Origin of the sequence: Pseudomonas sp. IT-93MI4 (assembly GCF_949767635.1) — a bacterium.
In the GTDB taxonomy this organism is placed as follows: Bacteria; Pseudomonadota; Gammaproteobacteria; order Pseudomonadales; family Pseudomonadaceae; genus Aquipseudomonas; species Aquipseudomonas putida_A.
On record NZ_CATKPP010000012.1, the window covers coordinates 24636 to 42886 of the forward strand.

Here is an 18251-nt window from a genome sequence, read left to right on the forward strand (position 1 = left end):
ACTGACGCCTTCGCGAGCAAGCCCGCTCCCACATTTGGAATGCATTTCAAAACGGTGGGAGCGGGCTTGCTCGCGAAGAGGCCAGCCGCTTCACTCATATATCAGGGCTCCAACCCGATCCCGCGCAAGATCACACTGGTCACCGTCTGCACCGCCCGCTCGAACTGCATGTCCGACAGCGGCTGATGCTCGTTCAAAATATTCACCTGATGATCGAAGTCGGCGTAATGCTGGGTCGAGGCCCAGATCATGTACAGCAGGCTCGACGGCTCCACCGGCAAAATCCGTTTGTCCTCGACCCACTGGCGGATCTTCGCCTCCTTCATTTTTGCCCAGTCGTACAGGCTCAGATCCAGCGCTTCACCCAAGGTCGGGGCACCGTGGATGATCTCGTTGGCCCAGACTTTCGAACCATAAGGCCGGCTGCGCGAGTGGTTCATCTTGGCGCGGATGTAGCTGCTGAGCACCACCCGTGGGTCATCGAACATCTCGAAGCACAGTGCATCCTGCTTCCACACTTCCAGCAGGTCGAACAGCACCGCGCTGTACAGTTCGCTCTTGGTGGAAAAGTAGTAATGCAGGTTGGAGCGCGGCAGTTGCACTTCGGCGGCGATGTCGGCCATGGCGGTGCCGCCGAAGCCTTTTTCGGCGAAGACTTTTTCCGCCGCCAGCAGGATTTTCTCGACGTTACTGCGACGGATCTCGATCTTGTGATTGCCCATGAGGGCTCCCTGACAACGACGTTGTTGAAGACTAGCATCCGCTCTGGCCTCGGGGCGACCGCTGCAAACAAAACTTCGTATGAAGGCCGGCGCATGGCTAAACTGGCGCTTCTTTGTCCTGCCTCAGAGGTATCCGCGATGCTGTTCAAGAACGTCCTGACCACCACTGCCCTGCTCGCTTCGCTGTTCGCCGCATCTTCGGTTTTCGCCCACGCCCACCTGAAAAGTGCCACCCCGGCCGCCGACAGCACCGTCGCCACGCCGGTAGATCTGCGCCTGACCTTTTCTGAAGGCGTCGAAGCCAGTTTCACCAAAGTCAGCCTGACCCACGATGGCGCCCCGGTCGCAATCAAACCGCTGACCACCGAAGGCGACAAGAAAACCCTGATCGTCACCCCGGCCGCACCACTCGCCGCCGGTGAATACAAAGTCGAATGGCACGCGGTGTCGGTCGACACACACAAGAGCGAAGGCGCCTACCAGTTCAAGGTTGGCCAGTAATTCATGAGTGAAGCGCTGGTGCTGTGCCGTTTTGTGCATTTCAGCGCGGTGTTGATGCTGTTCGGCGCCTGGTTGTTCCGGCCGTTGCTGCTCAAGGCACCAGTGCCGACATTGGATCGGCATCTGGCGCGACTGGCGCGTTGGCTGACCGCGATTGCGTTGGTCAGCGGTGTCACCTGGGCACTGTTGATCACCGCGAGCATGGCCGGTTCGGCGGCGGCAGCGTTCGATCCGGACACTGTTGGCGTGGTGCTCGGCAACACCTTTTTCGGCCAGGTCTGGCGCTGGCATCTGCTGATCAACGCGCTGTTGCTGGCATTGCTGTTCACGCCGTGGCGTTCGAATGTGCTGCTGCGCCTGGGCTTGAGCGCGCTGCTGTTGGCGACCCTGGCGCCGGTCGGTCACGGCGCGATGCTCGACGGCCTCAGCGGGCAACTGCTGATCCTCAACCAGATCGTTCACCTGACCTGCGTCGCTGCATGGCTCGGCGGTCTGTTGCTGCTGGTATTGATCCTGCGCCAACCCGGCGAAACGATGAGCCGGATCCTGCAACGCTTCAGCGGTGTCGGTTACGCCATTGTTGGCGGGCTGCTGATCACCGGCCTGATCAACGTGCGCGTGCTGACCGGGCAATGGTGGCCGACGCCGCTGTTCAGTGGCTTTGCCCTGATCCTGCTGATCAAGGCCTTGCTGGTGCTGGGCATGCTCGCGCTGGCGCTGTTCAATCGCTTGCGGATTGATGATTGCGAACAGCGGATGGGCGCGCTCAAGCGCAGTGTGGTGCTGGAGTGGTTGTTGGGGATGGGGGCTGTTGCTGCGGTCTCCCTGCTCGGTACCCTGCCGCCGATGATTGCTGGATAAACCCAATCAGACTGTGGGAGCGGGCTTGCTCGCGAAGGCGGTGTATCAGATACGAAAATATCGCCTGACACACCGCTTTCGCGAGCAAGCCCGCTCCCACATTTTTGATCTGCGCAGGTCAATGCGGTTGTGTGTCGCCCGCTGCGGTGTCGATGCTGACCACCACCGACATCCCCGGGCGCAAGCGTTCCTCTTCCTGCTGCCCCTCATCAATGGTGATCCGCACCGGCACGCGCTGGGCGATTTTCACGAAGTTGCCGGTGGCGTTGTCGGCCTGCAACAGGGCGAATTCCGAGCCGGTACCGGGTGAAATGTGCTGCACATGGCCGGTGAACTTGCGGTGGTTCAGCGCATCAACGGTGAAGCGCACCGGCTGCCCGACGCGCACATTGTTCATCTGGGTTTCCTTCATGTTGGCGATCACCCATTTCTGGTTCGGCACCAACGCCATCAGTTGCGCCCCGGAGTTGACGTAAGCGCCCAGGCGCACGCCAATCTGTCCGAGCTGGCCGTCACGCGGGGCGACGATGCGCGTATTCGACAAGTCGATCCGCGCCAGTTGCACCGCTGCTTCAGCGCTGGCCACCGAGGCTTCCAGCGAACCGCGATTGACGATCACCGTCTGCAGATCCTGCCGGGCTATTTCCAGATTGGCCTTGGCCTGCGCCACCGCCGCAATGCTCTGCGCATTGGCCGCGAGCGTCACGTCCATCTCGCGTTTCGACACCGAGCCGTCACTCACCAGCTCCTTGTTACGCCGCAGATCCGCCTCGCTTTTGCGCAACTGCGCCTCGCTGTCGGCCACCACCGCCTGACGCAGTTTGATCGTCGCTTCGGCGCTGTTGCGTTGCTGCACCACGTTGGCCAGCGCGGCTTTCTGCACCGCCAGTTGCGCCAGCGACTGGTCGAGGCGCTGCTGATAAATCCGGTCGTCCAGGCGCACCAGCAGATCACCGGCCTTCACGTACTGGAAGTCCTGCACCGGCACCTCGAACACGTAACCGCTGAGCTGCGGGCCGATGATCGTCACCTGGCCACGCACCAGGGCGTTTTCAGTGGTTTCGACCGCACTGCTGAACGGCGGCAACTGCCAGGCGTAGAGCACGATCAGCACACCGACGATGGCAATCGCGGCAAAGCCCAGCGACGAGATGATCCGCACCCGCAACGAGCGCGGCTCGGTGTTCGGCGAGGACGGCGGTGCCACGCCTTCCGGGGTGGCGGCGATGGCATTGGTGGTTGTGGTGGTGGGTTCGGTCATGAATTGGAAGCACCGTCAGGAGGTACGGAAGGCGCGGGGTCGACGGCTTTGGTGGTGCTCATCAGCCACAGCGCACGAATGGACAGCCAGATCATGGTCAACACCGCAATCACGGCGATCAGCATGAATACATCGTTATAGGCCAGCACGTTGGCTTCGCGAGTGGCCGCGTTGGACAGGCTGCGAATCCCGGCCAGATTGCGCAGGCTCGGGTCGGCCAGCAAGGAACCGTAAGCCGACCCGCCGCTCTGCACACGGGCAGCCACCAACGGATCGGACAACGTCAGATGCTCGACCAGGTGACTGGAATGGAATTTCTCGCGCACGATCTGGAACGTGCCCAACAACGCCGCGCCGAGCAGGCCGCCGAGGTTGTTGCAGATCCCGAACAACACCGAAAAACTCACCAGATTGCGCGGATTGGTCAGCACGTTGCGGGTGCCGAACACCATGGTCGGTCCCAGAAAAAACGTGCTGCCGAAGGCCAGCAGAAACTGGCTGAAATACAGGTTTTGCGGACGGGTCAGGTTGTTGGAAAAACTGTCCATCACCGAACCGGTCGCCATCAGCGCCAGCGAGATGATCAGCGGCATCAGCAGGTGCTTGGGGTCGATGGTCAGGGCGCTGGTCGCCAGCCCGGCGACGCTGCCGATCAGCATCACCACATACAGGCTGTGCAACTGCTCATAACCCATGTTGAGGTTCTGCATGAAACCGACGGCGCCGGTGGATTGCTCCGAAGTGACCATGCGAATCAGGGTCACCGCCAGCGCCAGACGGATCATCGTGCCGCTGCCGAGCCAGCGGGTCATCAGCATCGGGTTGCTGCGATTGTGTTCAATCGCCAGGCCCGCGAGGATCAGGGCAATCGAGGCCGCCAGCGCATAGCCGATCCAGTTGGCCTCCAGCCACCAGTCGATCCGCCCCAGCGAGAGCACCGCGCAAAGCAGTGCCACGCCGCTGGCGAGAATAGCGAAGGTCAGAAAGTCCAGCGGCTCGAAGGTTTTGAAGCGGTCACCGGGCGGCAACTTGAGCAGCAGCACGCAGCCCAGCGACAGCAAGGCCATGCCCAATTCGAACAGGTACAGGCCGCGCCATTCGGCAATCTGCAGCAAGTCTTCGGAGAACAGGCGCGCCAGCGGCAGCGCCAGTTGCGAGGCACCGAGACCCAGCACCAGCGCTTTCAACCGCCATTTGGCCGGAAACGCCTGAACCATGTAATACAGACCCAGCGAACTCAGCGCCGCACCGACCATGCCGTGCGCCGCCCGCACCGCGATGGCCGAGCTCAAGTCGTTGACGAACAGATGACCGAACGTCACTAGCGCATACAGCACCAGAAACACTTCGGTGAATGCACGCAGGCCAAACTGCTGGCGAAACTTCACCAGCAGCAGGTTCATCGACACGTTGGTCATCACGTACGCAGCTGGCAGCCAGGCCATCTCCGCCGTGGTCGCGCCCAGCGCGCCTTGCAGGTAAGGCAGGTTGGCGACCACCAGCGAGTTACCCAAACCACCGGTCACCGCCACCAGCAGCCCGACCAGCGCATAGGCCAGGCGCTTGGGGTTGGAGTGCAGCGGCGTCGAGGGGGAACCGGGCAGACTGGGCTTCTCGTGAGGCTGCCAGTTGCGCGGGGCGTATCGATCCATTGAAAGGCCTTGTGCTTGTGTTGCCGGGAGTTTGCCGCAAATCCTGCGGCAAACCCACAATCCTGTGGGAGCTGGCTTGCCGGCGATGACGGCAGTCGGCTCGGCAACAGGCTGACTGGCAGACCGTTATCGCGGGCACGCCCGCCCCCACAGGGTTCGTGGTGGATTCGTAAATTCTGTTTAAAGGTCCTCTCGCCCGCAACGGATTTTTCCCGCGCCGGGCAACTGCCACCCTTGCAGCCCTTCTCAACCTGCAAGGTGCCCGTTATGACCACGCCCCACTGGCAACGCTCCCCACGCCTGCTGAAAAACCTTTTGGCCGCCGCCCTGTTGCTGCCCGCCCTCGCCTTCGCCCAGGAACGCCCGTGGCCGGACGGTTCGCAACTGGTGATTTCAGTGTCGATGCAGTTCGAAACCGGCGGCCAGCCCGAGGGTGCGGAAAGTCCGTTCTCCGGCAGTCCATTGCCCAAGGGTTACCCTGATCTGCCGGCGCAGACCTGGTTTGATTATGGCTACAAGGAAGGCTTGTGGCGGATGCTCGACCTGTGGGATCGCACCGGGATCAAGGTCACCTCGCATGTGGTCGGCGATGCGGCACTCAAGCACCCGGAACTGGCGAAAGCGATTGCCGAGCGCGGCCACGAACTGGCAGCCCACGGCATGCGCTGGGCCGATTCCTACAACATGAGTTACGACCAGGAAAAACAGTTCATCGGCGACGGTGTCAGCGCGGTCGAGAGACTTACCGGCCAGCGCTCGGTGGGCTACAACGCCAACTGGTTGCGGCGCAGCCCCAACACGCTGAAGGTCCTGCAAGACCTCAACTTCACCTACCACATCGATGATGTCAGCCGCGACGAACCGTTCGTGACCATGGTCCGTGGGCGCAAATTCGCCGTGGTGCCGTATACCTTGCGCAACAACGACATCGTGTTGATCGAGGGTCGGCATTTCTCCGCCGAGCAGTTCTATCAGCAATTGGTGCTGGAATTTGATCGCCTGTACGCCGAAGGCGCGAGCAAGCGGCGGATGATGTCAGTGAGTCTGCACGATCGCATCGGCGGCACCCCGGCGATGGTCGAGGCGATGGAACGTTTTATCCGCTATGCGCAGTCCCATCCGAAAGTGACATTCATGCGCAAGGACCAGATCGCCCGGATCGTCCTGACCGAGAAAAACCCGCTGATCGACAACACAGAGGCGCTCTATAACCGGTAAACCCGCCGAAAACAGCCCTCTTCGCAGCATTTGGAGGGCTGCCACCTCGCGCAAAATAATCGTAAAAAGCCCTGTTGACTTTTACGGAAAACCTCGCAACTATCCGCAACCATGTTGTACGACGACGTATGACAAATAATAAAAACAACAACAGGGAGCGTCACAGTGAGCACACTCGTCTGCAATTCCGTTCGCACGTCCCGTATTTCCTTCCCCCGCCCGTGTTCCACCCTGAGTTTGATCGGCTGCAGCAGCCTCGCCCTGGTTTTGCCGATGAGCGCCGACGCCGAAGGCTTCCTCGAAGACAGCAAAGCCACGCTGAACCTGCGCAACGCCTACTTCAATCGCAACTTCGTCAACCCGAACTACCCGCAGGGCAAGGCTGAAGAGTGGACGCAGAACTTCATCCTCGATGCCAAATCCGGCTTCACCCAAGGAACGGTCGGCTTCGGTCTCGATGTGCTCGGGATGTATTCGCAAAAACTCGATGGCGGCAAGGGCACCGGCGGTACGCAACTGTTGCCGATCCACGATGACGGGCGCCCGGCGGACAACTTCGGTCGCCTCGGCGTGGCGCTGAAGGCCAAGGTGTCGAAGACCGAATTGAAGGTTGGCGAATGGATGCCGGTGCTGCCGATCCTGCGCTCGGACGATGGCCGCTCGTTGCCGCAGACCTTTCGCGGTGGCCAGATCACCTCCACCGAAATCAACGGCCTGACCCTCTACGGTGGGCAGTTCCGTGGCAACAGCCCGCGTAACGACGCCAGCATGGAAGACATGTCGATGAACGGCCGCGGCGCCTTCACCTCCGACCGTTTCAACTTCGGCGGCGGCGAGTACACCTTCAACGAAAAGCGCACCCTGGTCGGCGTGTGGTACGCCGAACTCAGCGACATCTACCAGCAGCAGTATTTCAACCTCAGCCACAGCCAGCCGCTGGGCGATTGGACGCTGGGCGCCAACCTCGGTTTCTTCACCGGCAAGGAAGACGGCAGCGCCCAGGCCGGCGACCTCGATAACAAGACCGCGTTCGCCATGCTGTCGGCCCGCTACGGCGGCAACACCTTCTATGTCGGCCTGCAAAAACTCAGCGGCGACGACGCGTGGATGCGGGTCAACGGCACCAGCGGCGGCACCCTGGCCAACGACAGCTACAACGCCAGTTATGACAACGCCAAAGAGCGCTCCTGGCAGTTGCGGCATGACTACAACTTCGTCGCCCTCGGCATTCCCGGCCTGACCCTGATGAACCGTTACATCAGCGGCGATAACGTGCACACCGGGACGATCACCGACGGCAAGGAATGGGGGCGCGAGTCGGAACTGGGATACACCGTGCAGAGCGGGCCGCTGAAAAACCTCAACGTGAGATGGCGCAACGCGACGATACGCCGGGACTTCAGCACCAATGAGTTCGACGAGAACCGGATCTTTGTCAGCTATCCGATTTCGTTGTTGTAAAGCCAGTCCTCACACCGGGTTTCCCTGTGGGAGCTAGCTTGCTCGCGAAGGCGTCGGGTCAGTCAATTCATCTTTCAATGACACACCGCTTTCGCGAGCAAGCCCGCTCCCACAAGGGGATTGCATTGCAACGAAGGCGTCGCGGTGATTGAAAAGTGAATGAGCCCCTTCCGTCATTTACCCCAAAAGTCGCGTTGACAAGTTCCGGAAACCCTACCGATACTTCAGCGCAGTCATACGACAACCTACAACAAACCTAATAACAACGTGTAAGGGATTGCCATGACGTCTACCTCTATTCCCCGCGCCCCGTTCGACCGTCTGCTGCTGACCGGCGCTGCCGGTGGCCTGGGCAAAGTCCTGCGCGAACGTATGCGCCCTTATGCCCATGTCCTGCGCCTGTCGGACATCGCCGCCCTCGCCCCAGCCATTGATGATCGCGAAGAAATCGTCCCCTGCGACCTTGCCGACAAACAGGCGGTGCACCAACTGGTCGAAGGCGTCGACGCGATCCTGCATTTCGGCGGTGTCTCCGTGGAGCGGCCCTTCGAAGAAATCCTCGGCGCCAACATCTGCGGCGTATTTCACATCTACGAAGCTGCACGCCGCCATGGTGTGAAGCGAGTGATCTTCGCCAGTTCCAACCACGTCATCGGCTTCTACAAACAGGACGAGCCGCTCGACGCCAGTTGCGCCCGCCGCCCCGACGGCTACTACGGATTGTCCAAGTCCTACGGCGAAGACATGGCCAGTTTCTACTTCGATCGCTACGGCATCGAGACCGTCAGCATCCGCATCGGCTCCTCATTTCCCGAGCCGCAGAACCGCCGAATGATGCACACCTGGCTGAGCTTCGACGACCTCACTCAATTGCTCGAACGCGCGCTGTACACGCCAAACGTTGGCCATACCGTGGTCTATGGAATGTCCGCCAACAAGGACGTCTGGTGGGACAACCGCTTCGCCAGTCACCTCGGTTTTGAAGCCAGAGACAGCTCCGAAGTGTTCCGCGAAAAAGTCGAAGCGCAGCCTATGCCCGCCGCCGATGACCCGGCGCGGGTCTATCAGGGCGGCGCATTCGTCGCGGCCGGCCCCTTCGGCGACTGAACACTCTGCCAACGACGCAAAGGAATGAGTATGCAAGCCGAATTGATCGTCGATGCGCGCAACGCCGTGGGCGAAAGCCCGGTCTGGGTGCCGCAGGAAAACGCGCTGTATTGGGTCGATATTCCCAACGGCGGACTGCAACGCTGGAGCGCTGACACCGGCCATGTGCATGCCTGGAAAACCCCGCAAATGCTCGCCTGCATCGCCCGTCACAGCAGTGGCGGCTGGGTTGCCGGCATGGAGAGCGGCTTTTTTCATCTGCACCCGCACAGCGATGGCAGCCTCGACAGCGAATGGCTCGCCACCGTCGAGCACAGCCGAGCAGACATGCGCATCAACGATGGTCGCTGCGACCGCCAGGGCCGTTTCTGGGCCGGCAGCATGGTGCTGAACATGGGCCTGAACGCGTCCGAAGGCCGCCTCTACCGCTACGGCGCCGGGCAGTCTGGTGTGATCGAAGCGCGACTCGACGGTTTCATCGTGCCCAACGGCCTCGGCTTCAGCCCTGACGGCAAGACGATGTACCTGTCCGATTCACATCCGCACGTGCAATTGATCTGGGCCTTCGATTACGACACCGAGACCGGCACACCATCGAATCGGCGGATCTTTGTTGACATGAACCACTTCCCCGGCCGACCGGATGGCGCTGCCGTGGATGCCGAAGGCTGCTACTGGATCTGCGCCAACGACGCCGGACTGATTCACCGTTTTGCCCCGGACGGCCGCCTCGATTTCTCGGTTGAAGTGCCGGTGAAGAAACCGACGATGTGTGCCTTCGGCGGCAGCCGCATGGACACCCTCTTCGTGACCTCGATTCGTCCCGGCGACGACCGCGATCCGCAATCCCTGGCCGGCGGCGTGTTCGCCCTCAATCCCGGAGTCAAAGGCCTGGAAGAACCGCTGTTCGACGATCCCCTGTAACACCCGCCTCTGCTGCACCGCTGCGCCTTGAACACAACAATAACAAGACTGGAGACTCACCCCCATGAACTTCAAACGCACCTTGCTGGCCGCTGCACTCCCGCTGATGTTCACCTTCACTGGCGCCGCCCAGGCCCTGCAACTCAAATTCGCTGACATCCATCCCGCCGGTTATCCCACCGTGGTGGCCGAAGAAAACATGGGCAAGACCCTGACCCGGGAAACCAACGGCGAGCTGACCTTCCAATACTTCCCCGGCGGCGTGCTGGGTTCTGAAAAGGAAGTCATCGAGCAGATGCAAGTCGGCGCGGTACAGCTGTCTCGCGTCAGCCTGGGTATCGTCGGCCCGGTAGTGCCGGACGTGAACGTGTTCAACATGCCGTTCATCTTCCGCGACCATCAACACATGCGTAACGTCATCGACGGCGCAGTGGGCGACGAGATCCTCGACAAAATCACCAACTCCGAATTCGGCCTCGTGGCCCTGGCCTGGATGGACGGAGGCACACGCAACGTCTACACCAAGAAACCGGTACGCAAGCTCGAAGACCTCAAAGGCATGAAGATTCGTGTCCAGGGCAACCCGATGTTCATCGACATGATGAACGCCATGGGCGGAAACGGTATCGCCATGGACACCGGGGAAATCTTCAGCGCCTTGCAGACCGGCGTGATCGACGGCGCGGAAAACAACCCGCCGACCCTGCTCGAACACAACCACTTCCAGAACGCCAAGTTCTACAGCCTGACCGGTCACCTGATCCTGCCAGAGCCGATTGTGATGTCGAAAATCACCTGGGAAAAACTCACCCCGGATCAACAGGCGCTGGTCAAGACCGCCGCCAAGGCTGCCCAGGCTGAAGAGCGCGTGCTGTGGGACAAGAAGTCCGCTGCCAGCGAAGAAAAACTCAAGGCCGCTGGCGTCGAGTTCATCGAGGTCGACAAGAAACCCTTCTACGACGCCACCGCACCGGTGCGGGAAAAGTACGGTGCGAAGTACGCCGACCTGATCAAGAAAATCGAAGCCGTTCAGTAACGCCTCCCGCTCCGTCCTCATTAACCAGGCCCGGCGCACCTGATCACTCAGGCGCGCCCGGTTACGGTGGAACCCGATGAAGAATCTACTGCTGCGTATCAACGACAAGATCTACATGACGTGCATTTGGGTCGCCGGCCTTTCCGTCCTGGCGATTTCCCTGATGATTCCCTGGGGCGTGTTCGCCCGCTACGTGCTGGGCACCGGTTCGAGCTGGCCAGAGCCTACGGCGATCCTGCTGATGATGGTGTTCACCTTCATCGGTGCCGCCGCCAGTTACCGCGCCGGTGCGCACATGGCCGTGGCCATGCTCACCGACCGTATGCCACCCCGGCTGAGATCTGCGGCGGCGATATTCTCGCAACTGCTCATGGCGTCGATCTGCATTTTCATGACCATCTGGGGCGCCAAGTTGTGCCTGTCCACCTGGAATCAGTTCATGGCAGCCCTGCCCGATCTGCGGGTTGGCGTGACCTATCTGCCGATTCCCGTGGGCGGCTTGCTGACGCTGGTTTTCGTCCTGGAAAAACTCTTGCTCGGTGACCAGAGCAAACGGCGGGTCGTGCAGTTCGATCTGGTTGAAGAAAGTGAAGGTGGCGCTTAATGGACGCTCTGATTCTGCTAGGCAGTTTTATCCTGTTGATCCTGATCGGCATGCCAGTCGCCTATGCGCTGGGCGCCGCCGCGCTGATCGGTGCATGGTGGATCGACATCCCGTTCCAGGCGGTGATGATCCAGGTCGCGTCGGGGGTGAACAAGTTCTCGCTGCTGGCCATTCCGTTCTTCGTCCTGGCCGGTGCGATCATGGCCGAGGGCGGCATGTCCCGGCGTTTGGTGGCGTGTGCCGGGGTGCTGGTGGGTTTCGTGCGCGGTGGCCTGTCGCTGGTCAACATTGTTGCTTCGACCTTCTTCGGCGCGATCTCCGGTTCCTCGGTGGCCGACACCGCGTCGGTGGGTTCGGTGCTGATTCCGGAAATGGAACGCAAGGGCTATCCTCGGGATTTCTCCACCGCGGTGACCGTCAGCGGCTCAGTGCAAGCCCTGCTCACGCCACCCAGCCATAACTCGGTGCTCTACTCCCTGGCCGCCGGTGGTACGGTTTCGATTGCCTCGCTGTTCATGGCGGGCATCGTGCCGGGGTTGCTGATGAGCGCCTGCCTGATGGTGCTGTGCCTGATTTTCGCGAAAAAACGCGACTACCCCAAGGGTGAAGTCATCCCGATGCGCCAGGCGTTGAAAATCGTCGGAGAAGCCCTCTGGGGCCTGATGGCGATGGTGATCATCCTCGGCGGCATCCTCTCGGGGATCTTCACCGCTACGGAATCGGCGGCCATCGCCGTGTTGTGGTCGTTCTTCGTGACCATGTTCATCTACCGCGACTACAAGTGGCGTGAACTGCCGAAGCTGATGCACCGCACGGTACGCACCATTTCCATCGTGATGATCCTGATCGGTTTCGCCGCGAGCTTCGGCTACATCATGACCCTGATGCAGATTCCGGCGAAAATCACCACGCTGTTCCTGACCCTGTCGGACAACCGCTACGTGATCCTGATGTGCATCAACGTCATGCTGCTGTTGCTCGGCACGGTGATGGACATGGCGCCGCTGATTCTGATTCTGACGCCGATCCTGATGCCGGTGATTCTCGGCATCGGTGTCGATCCAGTGCAGTTCGGCATGATCATGCTGGTCAACCTCGGGATCGGGCTGATAACACCGCCGGTGGGCGCGGTGCTGTTTGTCGGCTCGGCGGTGGGCAAGGTCAGTATCGAGAGCACCGTGAAGGCGCTGCTGCCGTTCTACGCGGTGCTGTTCCTGGTGTTGATGCTGGTCACTTACATCCCCGCCATTTCCCTGTGGCTACCGCATTTGGTGTTGTAACAACCTGAAAGATCGCAGCCTCGTTTCACTCGACAGCTCCTGCATGGGAATGCGATTCCTGTAGGAGCTGCCGAAGGCTGCGATCTTTTGATCTGCCAACATTCAGGCACGCAACAACATATACCCCGCCACCAGCAGACACACGCTGGCAAACCCCACCTGCAACGTCCGCGCCGGCACCCGGGCGCAGAGTTTGCGGCCGATGATCATGCCGACGATGCTGGCCACGATAAACGCCGCGCCCTGAGCGTCGATGCGCACTCCGGCATGGAAGGAGCCGATCACGCCAATCGCCGAAATCAGGCTGATCACCATCAGCGACGTCGCGACAATTCCGCGCATTTGCACATCGGTCAGTTGCTTGAACGCCGGCACGATCAGGAAACCACCGCCAACGCCGAGCAAGCCCGAAACCACACCGGTCACAGCACCCAAAGCAGCGAGGGTCGCGGTGCATTTGGCGGTCCAGTCGAAACGCCCGGTCTGCTCATTGAGCATGCAGTTTTTCTGCCCCCAGCTCGCGTGGCCGTGGTCGCTCGGCCCCGTTTGCGCACGCTCACGGCGCAGCATGCGCCAGGCCACCATGACCATCAGCAGGCTGAAGAGGATCATCAGGATCTTCTCCGGCAACTGGTGCGCAAAATAGATGCCCAGCGGCGAAAACACCGCGCCAAGCGCGGCTATCAGCAGCGCCGCGCGGTAACGCACCAGACCATGACGCAAACCGTCGATCGCCCCGACTGCCGCCGCACTACCGACGGCGAACAACGCCACGGGCGCGGCCTGGGTCATGCTCCAGCCGAGACCAAGCACCAATGCCGGCACCGCGAGAATCCCGCCGCCCGCCCCGGTCAGCCCGAGAATCAGCCCCATCAATACGCCAAACAGACTTGCCAGCAGCATAGGGAGTTCTCAGTCGACTTTGGACAAACCGGTCAGCCACTCGCGGCCCTTGAGCATGCCGTTCCAGTAGAACCACGGCAGCAGCGTCGCCTTGAGGAACCACGCCGAGCGGCGCGGCACGGTCGCATCGAGGGCGAAGGTCGGCAGCAACTTCCCGCCGTAACCAAACTCGGCGAGGATCACCTTGCCCTTCTCCACCGTCAGCGGGCACGAACCGTAGCCGTCGTACTTCAGTGGCAGCGGTTGTTGCTTGCGCACGGCCAGTAGATTTTCCGCGACCACCACAATCTGCTTGCGCACCGCCGCAGCGGTTTTCGCATTGCTGGTGCCGCAGATATCACCGAGGCCGAACACCTCGGGGTAACACGGATGTTGCAGGCTGTGCGGATTGACTTCGCACCAGCCAGCAGCGTCGGCCAGCGGGCTCTGGGCGATGAAATCCGGCGAGACTTGCGGCGGCACCACGTGCAGCAGATCGAAGGTTTTCGCCTGTGTGGTGAGGTTGCCGTCGGCGTCCTTGATCTCGAACCACGCGGTTTTCGCCGGGCCGTCGACCTTGACCAGGTTGGAGTTGAAGGCCAGTTGCGCGTTGTACTTTTCGATGTACTTCATCAGTGGCGGGACGAAGGTCGCGACACCGAACAACGCGGCGCCGGCCAGGTTGAATTCAACCTCGACCTTGTTCAGGACGCCGGTTTTACGCCAGTGATCGCACGACAGGTACAACGCCTTCTGCGGCGCGCCGGCGCATTTGATCGGCATCGCCGGCTGCGTGAACAACGCCTTGCCGCCGCGCAGTTTCTGCACCTGATCCCAGGTGTACTGCGAGTGCTGATAGCTGTAGTTGGACGTTACGCCGTGCTGACCGAGGCTTTCCTGCAGGCCTTCGATCTTCTCCCAGGCCAGCCGCAGGCCGGGGCAGACGATCAGGTTTTGGTAAGTGACGCGGCGTTGATCGTTGAGCGTGAGCTGACGTGCGTCGGGATCAACCGCAGTCACTGCCGCCTGAATCCAGGTGGCCTGACGCGGCATCACTTTGCTCATCGGCCGCACGGTGTCCTTGACGTCGTAGGCGCCACCGCCGACCAGCGTCCACGCCGGTTGGTAGTAGTGCTGGGCGCTTGGCTCGATCACGGTGACTTTTAGAGTGGGATCACGCTTGAGCAGACTGGCGACGAAGCCGATGCCGGCGGTGCCGCCGCCGATGACCACGATATCGGCACTGATGGATGGGCCCCAGTGTTGATCGTTCATTGCTTGTTCCTTATTGCTGCATGCAAGGATTTCTTGGCCTTCACATAAAACCAATGTGGGAGCGGGCTTGCTCGCGAAAACGGTAGATCATTCAACATTAAAGTCGACTGATACGACGCCTTCGCGAGCAAGCCCGCTCCCACAGGGGATGGAGGTGTTGGCTGACATTTATGGGTGACCCCAGCTCTTGAGCACCGCTCCGCAATACAACCCGGACAGGGTCTTCATCACCTGAATCACTTCAGGACTGGCCAGACCGTAAAAGATGTATTTGCCTTCGCGACGGGTCGCCACCAGGCCTTCATCACGCAGGATGCCCAGTTGCTGGGACAGGGTCGGCTGGCGCACGCCGGTCATTTTTTCCAGCTCGCCGACGTTGCGCTCGCCCTGGGTCAGCTGGCACAGGATCAACAGGCGATCCTCATTGGCCAGCGCCTTGAGCAGCGCGCAGGCCTTGGAGGCGGACGCCCGCAACTGGGCGACTTCACATTCGGTCAGACTGGATTGCATTTGCACGATGCCTTCAACGTCACTTAAGCTGCGAACATTATGTTTTTAGATAAAGTGTTGCAACCCATTTCCCTGGTTCAGGTTGGTGACCATGCCCGCGCAGATTGAAGCTTTCCTCGACCCCGCCTCCTCGACCTACAGCTACGTGGTCTATGAAGCCGATGGCGGGCAGTGTGCAATCGTCGATCCGGTCCTCGATTACGACGGCGCTGCCGGTCGCACCTGCACCGCGCAGGCCGACAAAATCATCACCTTCGTCCGAGAACACCACTTGCAGGTGCAATGGCTGCTGGAAACCCACGCCCACGCCGACCACCTGTCCGCCGCGCCGTACCTGCGCCGCGAGCTGGGCGGCAAAATTGCGATCGGCCAGTCCATCAGCAAGGTGCAGAACGTATTCAAGGCGCTATTCAATCTGGAACCGGAATTCTGCGTCGACGGCTCGCAGTTCGATCACCTGTTCGCGCCGAACGAGTCGTTCATGATCGGTAACCTCAAGGCCACCGCCCTGCACGTCCCCGGCCACACTCCGGCAGACATGGCCTACCTGATCGACGGCGAACAGATTCTGGTCGGCGACACGCTGTTCATGCCCGATGTCGGCACCGCCCGCTGCGACTTCCCCGGCGGCAACGCCCATCAACTGTTCAACTCGATCCACAAACTGCTGGCCTTCCCGGCCAGCGTCAAACTCTACGTCTGCCACGACTACCCGCCGGAAGGCCGCGAGTCACAGTGCCAGACCACCGTCGGTGAGCAGCGCCTGAGCAATATTCATGTGCATGACGGGATTGATGAGGCGGCGTTTGTCGAGATGCGCACCAAACGTGACGCCGGGTTGGGCATGCCGACGCTGTTGCTGCCGGCGATTCAGGTGAATGTGCGGGCGGGGAACATGCCGCCGGCCGAGGACAATGGTGTGGTTTACTTGAAAGTGCCGATCAACAAGCTTTAAAGCAAAAGATCGCAGCCTGCGGCAGCTCCTACACAGGGCACACATAAACGGTGTCCCTGTAGGAGCTGACGAAGGCTGCGATCTTTTGATTTTCAGGACCCGAGGGTCAACCCATTCGCCGGCAACGGCAACGCCGTCTTGTAGCGCACCTGCTTCAAGGCAAAACTCGACCGAATATTCGCCACCCCCGGTACCTTGGTCAGAAAGTCCATCATGAACCGCTCCAGCGCCTGAATCGTCGGCACCAGCACCCGGATCAGATAGTCCGGGTCGCCGGCCATCAGGTAGCACTCCATCACCTCGGGGCGGTCGGAGATCGCCTCTTCGAAATGCTGCAACGCCTCCTCCACCTGTTTCTCCAGGCTGACATGAATGAACACGTTCACGTGCAGGCCCAGCAGATCGGCATCCAGCAGCGTCACCTGCTCGCGAATCAGCCCTAATTCCTCCATCGCCTTGACCCGGTTGAAACACGGCGTCGGCGACAGGTTCACCGAGCGCGCGAGGTCGGCGTTGGTGATGCGCGCATTCTCCTGAAGGCTGTTGAGAATGCCGATGTCGGTACGGTCCAGTTTGCGCATGAGACAAAACAACCTGTTTTTTATGTTTATGCAGAATTTCTATCTGCAAATCGTCTCCAGCGCAACGAAACAGAGAGAAATATTCTTCTGGCCCGGGCCTATGATTGTTGTAGGACAAGATTTCTTTCACCCAAGAATGATTGCCAGCTCACTACAAGAAATTCACAAGATCGAGCGTAGAAGCCATGACCCAAGCGTATGAACCGCTGCGTCTGCACGTCCCTGAACCCTCGGGCCGCCCAGGCTGCAAAACCGACTTCTCCTACCTGCATCTGACCGATGCCGGCACGGTGCGCAAACCCTCCATTGACGTAGAACCCGCCGACACCGCCGACCTGGCGCGTGGGCTGATTCGGGTGCTCGACGATCAGGGCAACGCCCTCGGCCCCTGGGCTGAAAACGTGCCGGTCGAGATCCTGCGCAAGGGCATGCGCGCCATGCTCAAGACGCGAATCTACGACAACCGCATGGTGGTCGCCCAGCGCCAGAAAAAAATGTCGTTCTACATGCAAAGCCTTGGCGAAGAAGCCATCGGCAGCGCCCAGGCCCTGGCCTTGAACATCGACGACATGTGCTTCCCGACCTACCGCCAGCAAAGCATCCTGATGGCCCGCGAAGTGCCGCTGGTCGACCTGATCTGCCAGTTGCTGTCCAACGAGCGCGATCCGCTCAAGGGCCGACAGTTGCCGATCATGTACTCGGTCAAGGACGCCGGTTTCTTCACCATCTCCGGCAACCTTGCCACCCAATTCATTCAGGCCGTCGGCTGGGGCATGGCCTCGGCGATCAAGGGCGACACGAAAATCGCCTCGGCCTGGATCGGTGACGGCGCCACCGCCGAATCGGACTTCCACACCGCCCTCACCTTCGCCCACGTTTACCGTGCGCCAGTGATCCTCAACGTGGTCAACAACCAGTGGGCGATCTCGACCTTCCAGGCCATCGCCGGGGGTGAGGCCACCACTTTCGCCGGACGCGGCGTCGGTTGCGGCATCGCCTCGCTGCGGGTTGATGGCAACGATTTCTACGCGGTCTACGCCGCCTCCGCCTGGGCTGCCGAACGCGCCCGGCGCAACCTTGGCCCGACCATGATCGAATGGGTCACCTACCGCGCCGGCCCGCACTCGACCTCCGACGATCCGTCGAAATACCGTCCTGCCGATGACTGGAGCCACTTCCCGCTGGGCGACCCGATTGCCCGCCTGAAACAGCACCTGATCAAGGTCGGCCACTGGTCGGAAGAAGAGCACGCCGCGGTCAGCGCCGAGCTCGAAGCCGAAGTGATTGCCGCGCAGAAACAGGCCGAACAGTACGGCACCCTCGCCGGTGGGCAGATTCCAAGCGCCGCAACCATGTTCGAAGACGTCTACAAAGAGATGCCGGAGCACTTGAAGCGCCAGCGTCAGCAGTTGGGGATCTGA

18 protein-coding genes are annotated in these 18251 nt (G+C 60.9%); 11 read left to right on the plus strand and 7 right to left on the minus strand.

Features of this window, described 5'->3' with window-relative positions; translation table 11 throughout:
* Positions 1–101 precede the first annotated feature (101 nt).
* Positions 102–722 (minus strand): TetR/AcrR family transcriptional regulator, encoded by a 621-nt coding sequence (locus ACM6I7_RS10840; RefSeq protein ID WP_027613201.1) that lies wholly within the window; start codon positions 720–722, stop codon positions 102–104.
* A gap of 138 nt (positions 723–860) precedes the next feature.
* On the opposite strand from ACM6I7_RS10840, the gene copC reads away from it, so the two are divergent.
* The gene (gene copC, locus ACM6I7_RS10845; protein WP_414888549.1) at positions 861–1223 is read left to right on the plus strand and encodes a copper homeostasis periplasmic binding protein CopC; all 363 of its coding nucleotides are present in this window, start codon (positions 861–863) and stop codon (positions 1221–1223) included.
* Positions 1224–1226: 3 nt separating this feature from the next.
* The gene (copD, locus tag ACM6I7_RS10850; protein WP_414888550.1) at positions 1227–2084 is read left to right on the plus strand and encodes a copper homeostasis membrane protein CopD; all 858 of its coding nucleotides are present in this window, start codon (positions 1227–1229) and stop codon (positions 2082–2084) included.
* Between the two features lie 118 nt (positions 2085–2202).
* On the opposite strand, the gene ACM6I7_RS10855 is transcribed toward copD, so the two are convergent.
* Together ACM6I7_RS10855 and ACM6I7_RS10860 are read right to left on the minus strand one after the other, a co-directional pair.
* Entirely contained in the window at positions 2203–3345 is a 1143-nt protein-coding gene (locus tag ACM6I7_RS10855; protein ID WP_027613204.1) for an HlyD family secretion protein, read from the minus strand.
* Positions 3342–4997 carry an MFS transporter gene (locus tag ACM6I7_RS10860; RefSeq protein ID WP_183782766.1) on the minus strand — a complete coding sequence of 552 codons (1656 nt, stop codon included), beginning with the start codon at positions 4995–4997 and terminating at the stop codon, positions 3342–3344. Before ACM6I7_RS10860 ends, ACM6I7_RS10855 begins: the two co-directional genes overlap by 4 nt.
* Before the next feature lie 267 nt (positions 4998–5264).
* On the opposite strand from ACM6I7_RS10860, the gene ACM6I7_RS10865 reads away from it, so the two are divergent.
* The 7 genes from ACM6I7_RS10865 (at position 5265) to ACM6I7_RS10895 (ending at position 12627) form a co-directional block, all read left to right on the plus strand.
* Positions 5265–6215, plus strand: coding sequence for a polysaccharide deacetylase family protein (locus ACM6I7_RS10865; RefSeq protein WP_414888551.1), 951 nt, complete (start codon positions 5265–5267; stop codon positions 6213–6215).
* Positions 6216–6380: 165 nt separating this feature from the next.
* Positions 6381–7676: an OprD family porin gene (locus ACM6I7_RS10870; protein ID WP_414888552.1), complete on the plus strand. Its 1296-nt coding sequence runs from the start codon at positions 6381–6383 to the stop codon at positions 7674–7676.
* 282 nt (positions 7677–7958) lie between these two features.
* Positions 7959–8783, plus strand: coding sequence for an NAD-dependent epimerase/dehydratase family protein (locus ACM6I7_RS10875; RefSeq protein ID WP_414888553.1), 825 nt, complete (start codon positions 7959–7961; stop codon positions 8781–8783).
* 30 nt (positions 8784–8813) lie between these two features.
* Complete coding sequence (locus ACM6I7_RS10880) at positions 8814–9707, plus strand: SMP-30/gluconolactonase/LRE family protein (protein WP_414888554.1); 894 nt, start codon at positions 8814–8816, stop codon at positions 9705–9707.
* Between the two features lie 64 nt (positions 9708–9771).
* Complete coding sequence (locus tag ACM6I7_RS10885; protein ID WP_135295485.1) at positions 9772–10743, plus strand: TRAP transporter substrate-binding protein; 972 nt, start codon at positions 9772–9774, stop codon at positions 10741–10743.
* A gap of 76 nt (positions 10744–10819) precedes the next feature.
* The gene (locus ACM6I7_RS10890; protein WP_098968224.1) at positions 10820–11347 is read left to right on the plus strand and encodes a TRAP transporter small permease; all 528 of its coding nucleotides are present in this window, start codon (positions 10820–10822) and stop codon (positions 11345–11347) included.
* Positions 11347–12627 carry a TRAP transporter large permease gene (locus ACM6I7_RS10895; RefSeq protein ID WP_027613212.1) on the plus strand — a complete coding sequence of 427 codons (1281 nt, stop codon included), beginning with the start codon at positions 11347–11349 and terminating at the stop codon, positions 12625–12627. The genes ACM6I7_RS10890 and ACM6I7_RS10895 overlap by 1 nt, the downstream gene beginning before the upstream one ends.
* A 102-nt stretch (positions 12628–12729) precedes the next feature.
* Here ACM6I7_RS10895 and ACM6I7_RS10900 read toward each other — a convergent pair whose 3' ends face one another.
* The 3 genes from ACM6I7_RS10900 to ACM6I7_RS10910 form a co-directional block, all read right to left on the minus strand.
* Entirely contained in the window at positions 12730–13530 is an 801-nt protein-coding gene (locus ACM6I7_RS10900; protein WP_139055931.1) for a sulfite exporter TauE/SafE family protein, read from the minus strand.
* Positions 13531–13539: 9 nt separating this feature from the next.
* Entirely contained in the window at positions 13540–14784 is a 1245-nt protein-coding gene (locus tag ACM6I7_RS10905) for an FAD-dependent oxidoreductase (protein WP_414888555.1), read from the minus strand.
* Positions 14785–14952: 168 nt separating this feature from the next.
* Positions 14953–15294: an ArsR/SmtB family transcription factor gene (locus tag ACM6I7_RS10910; protein ID WP_003224002.1), complete on the minus strand. Its 342-nt coding sequence runs from the start codon at positions 15292–15294 to the stop codon at positions 14953–14955.
* A gap of 91 nt (positions 15295–15385) precedes the next feature.
* On the opposite strand from ACM6I7_RS10910, the gene ACM6I7_RS10915 reads away from it, so the two are divergent.
* Positions 15386–16249 carry an MBL fold metallo-hydrolase gene (locus tag ACM6I7_RS10915; protein ID WP_414888556.1) on the plus strand — a complete coding sequence of 288 codons (864 nt, stop codon included), beginning with the start codon at positions 15386–15388 and terminating at the stop codon, positions 16247–16249.
* Between the two features lie 92 nt (positions 16250–16341).
* Here the strand turns inward: ACM6I7_RS10915 and bkdR are convergent, their stop codons facing one another.
* Complete coding sequence (gene bkdR, locus ACM6I7_RS10920) at positions 16342–16830, minus strand: Bkd operon transcriptional regulator BkdR (protein WP_027613216.1); 489 nt, start codon at positions 16828–16830, stop codon at positions 16342–16344.
* Positions 16831–17015: 185 nt separating this feature from the next.
* On the opposite strand from bkdR, the gene ACM6I7_RS10925 reads away from it, so the two are divergent.
* Entirely contained in the window at positions 17016–18251 is a 1236-nt protein-coding gene (locus ACM6I7_RS10925) for a 3-methyl-2-oxobutanoate dehydrogenase (2-methylpropanoyl-transferring) subunit alpha (RefSeq protein WP_003224001.1), read from the plus strand.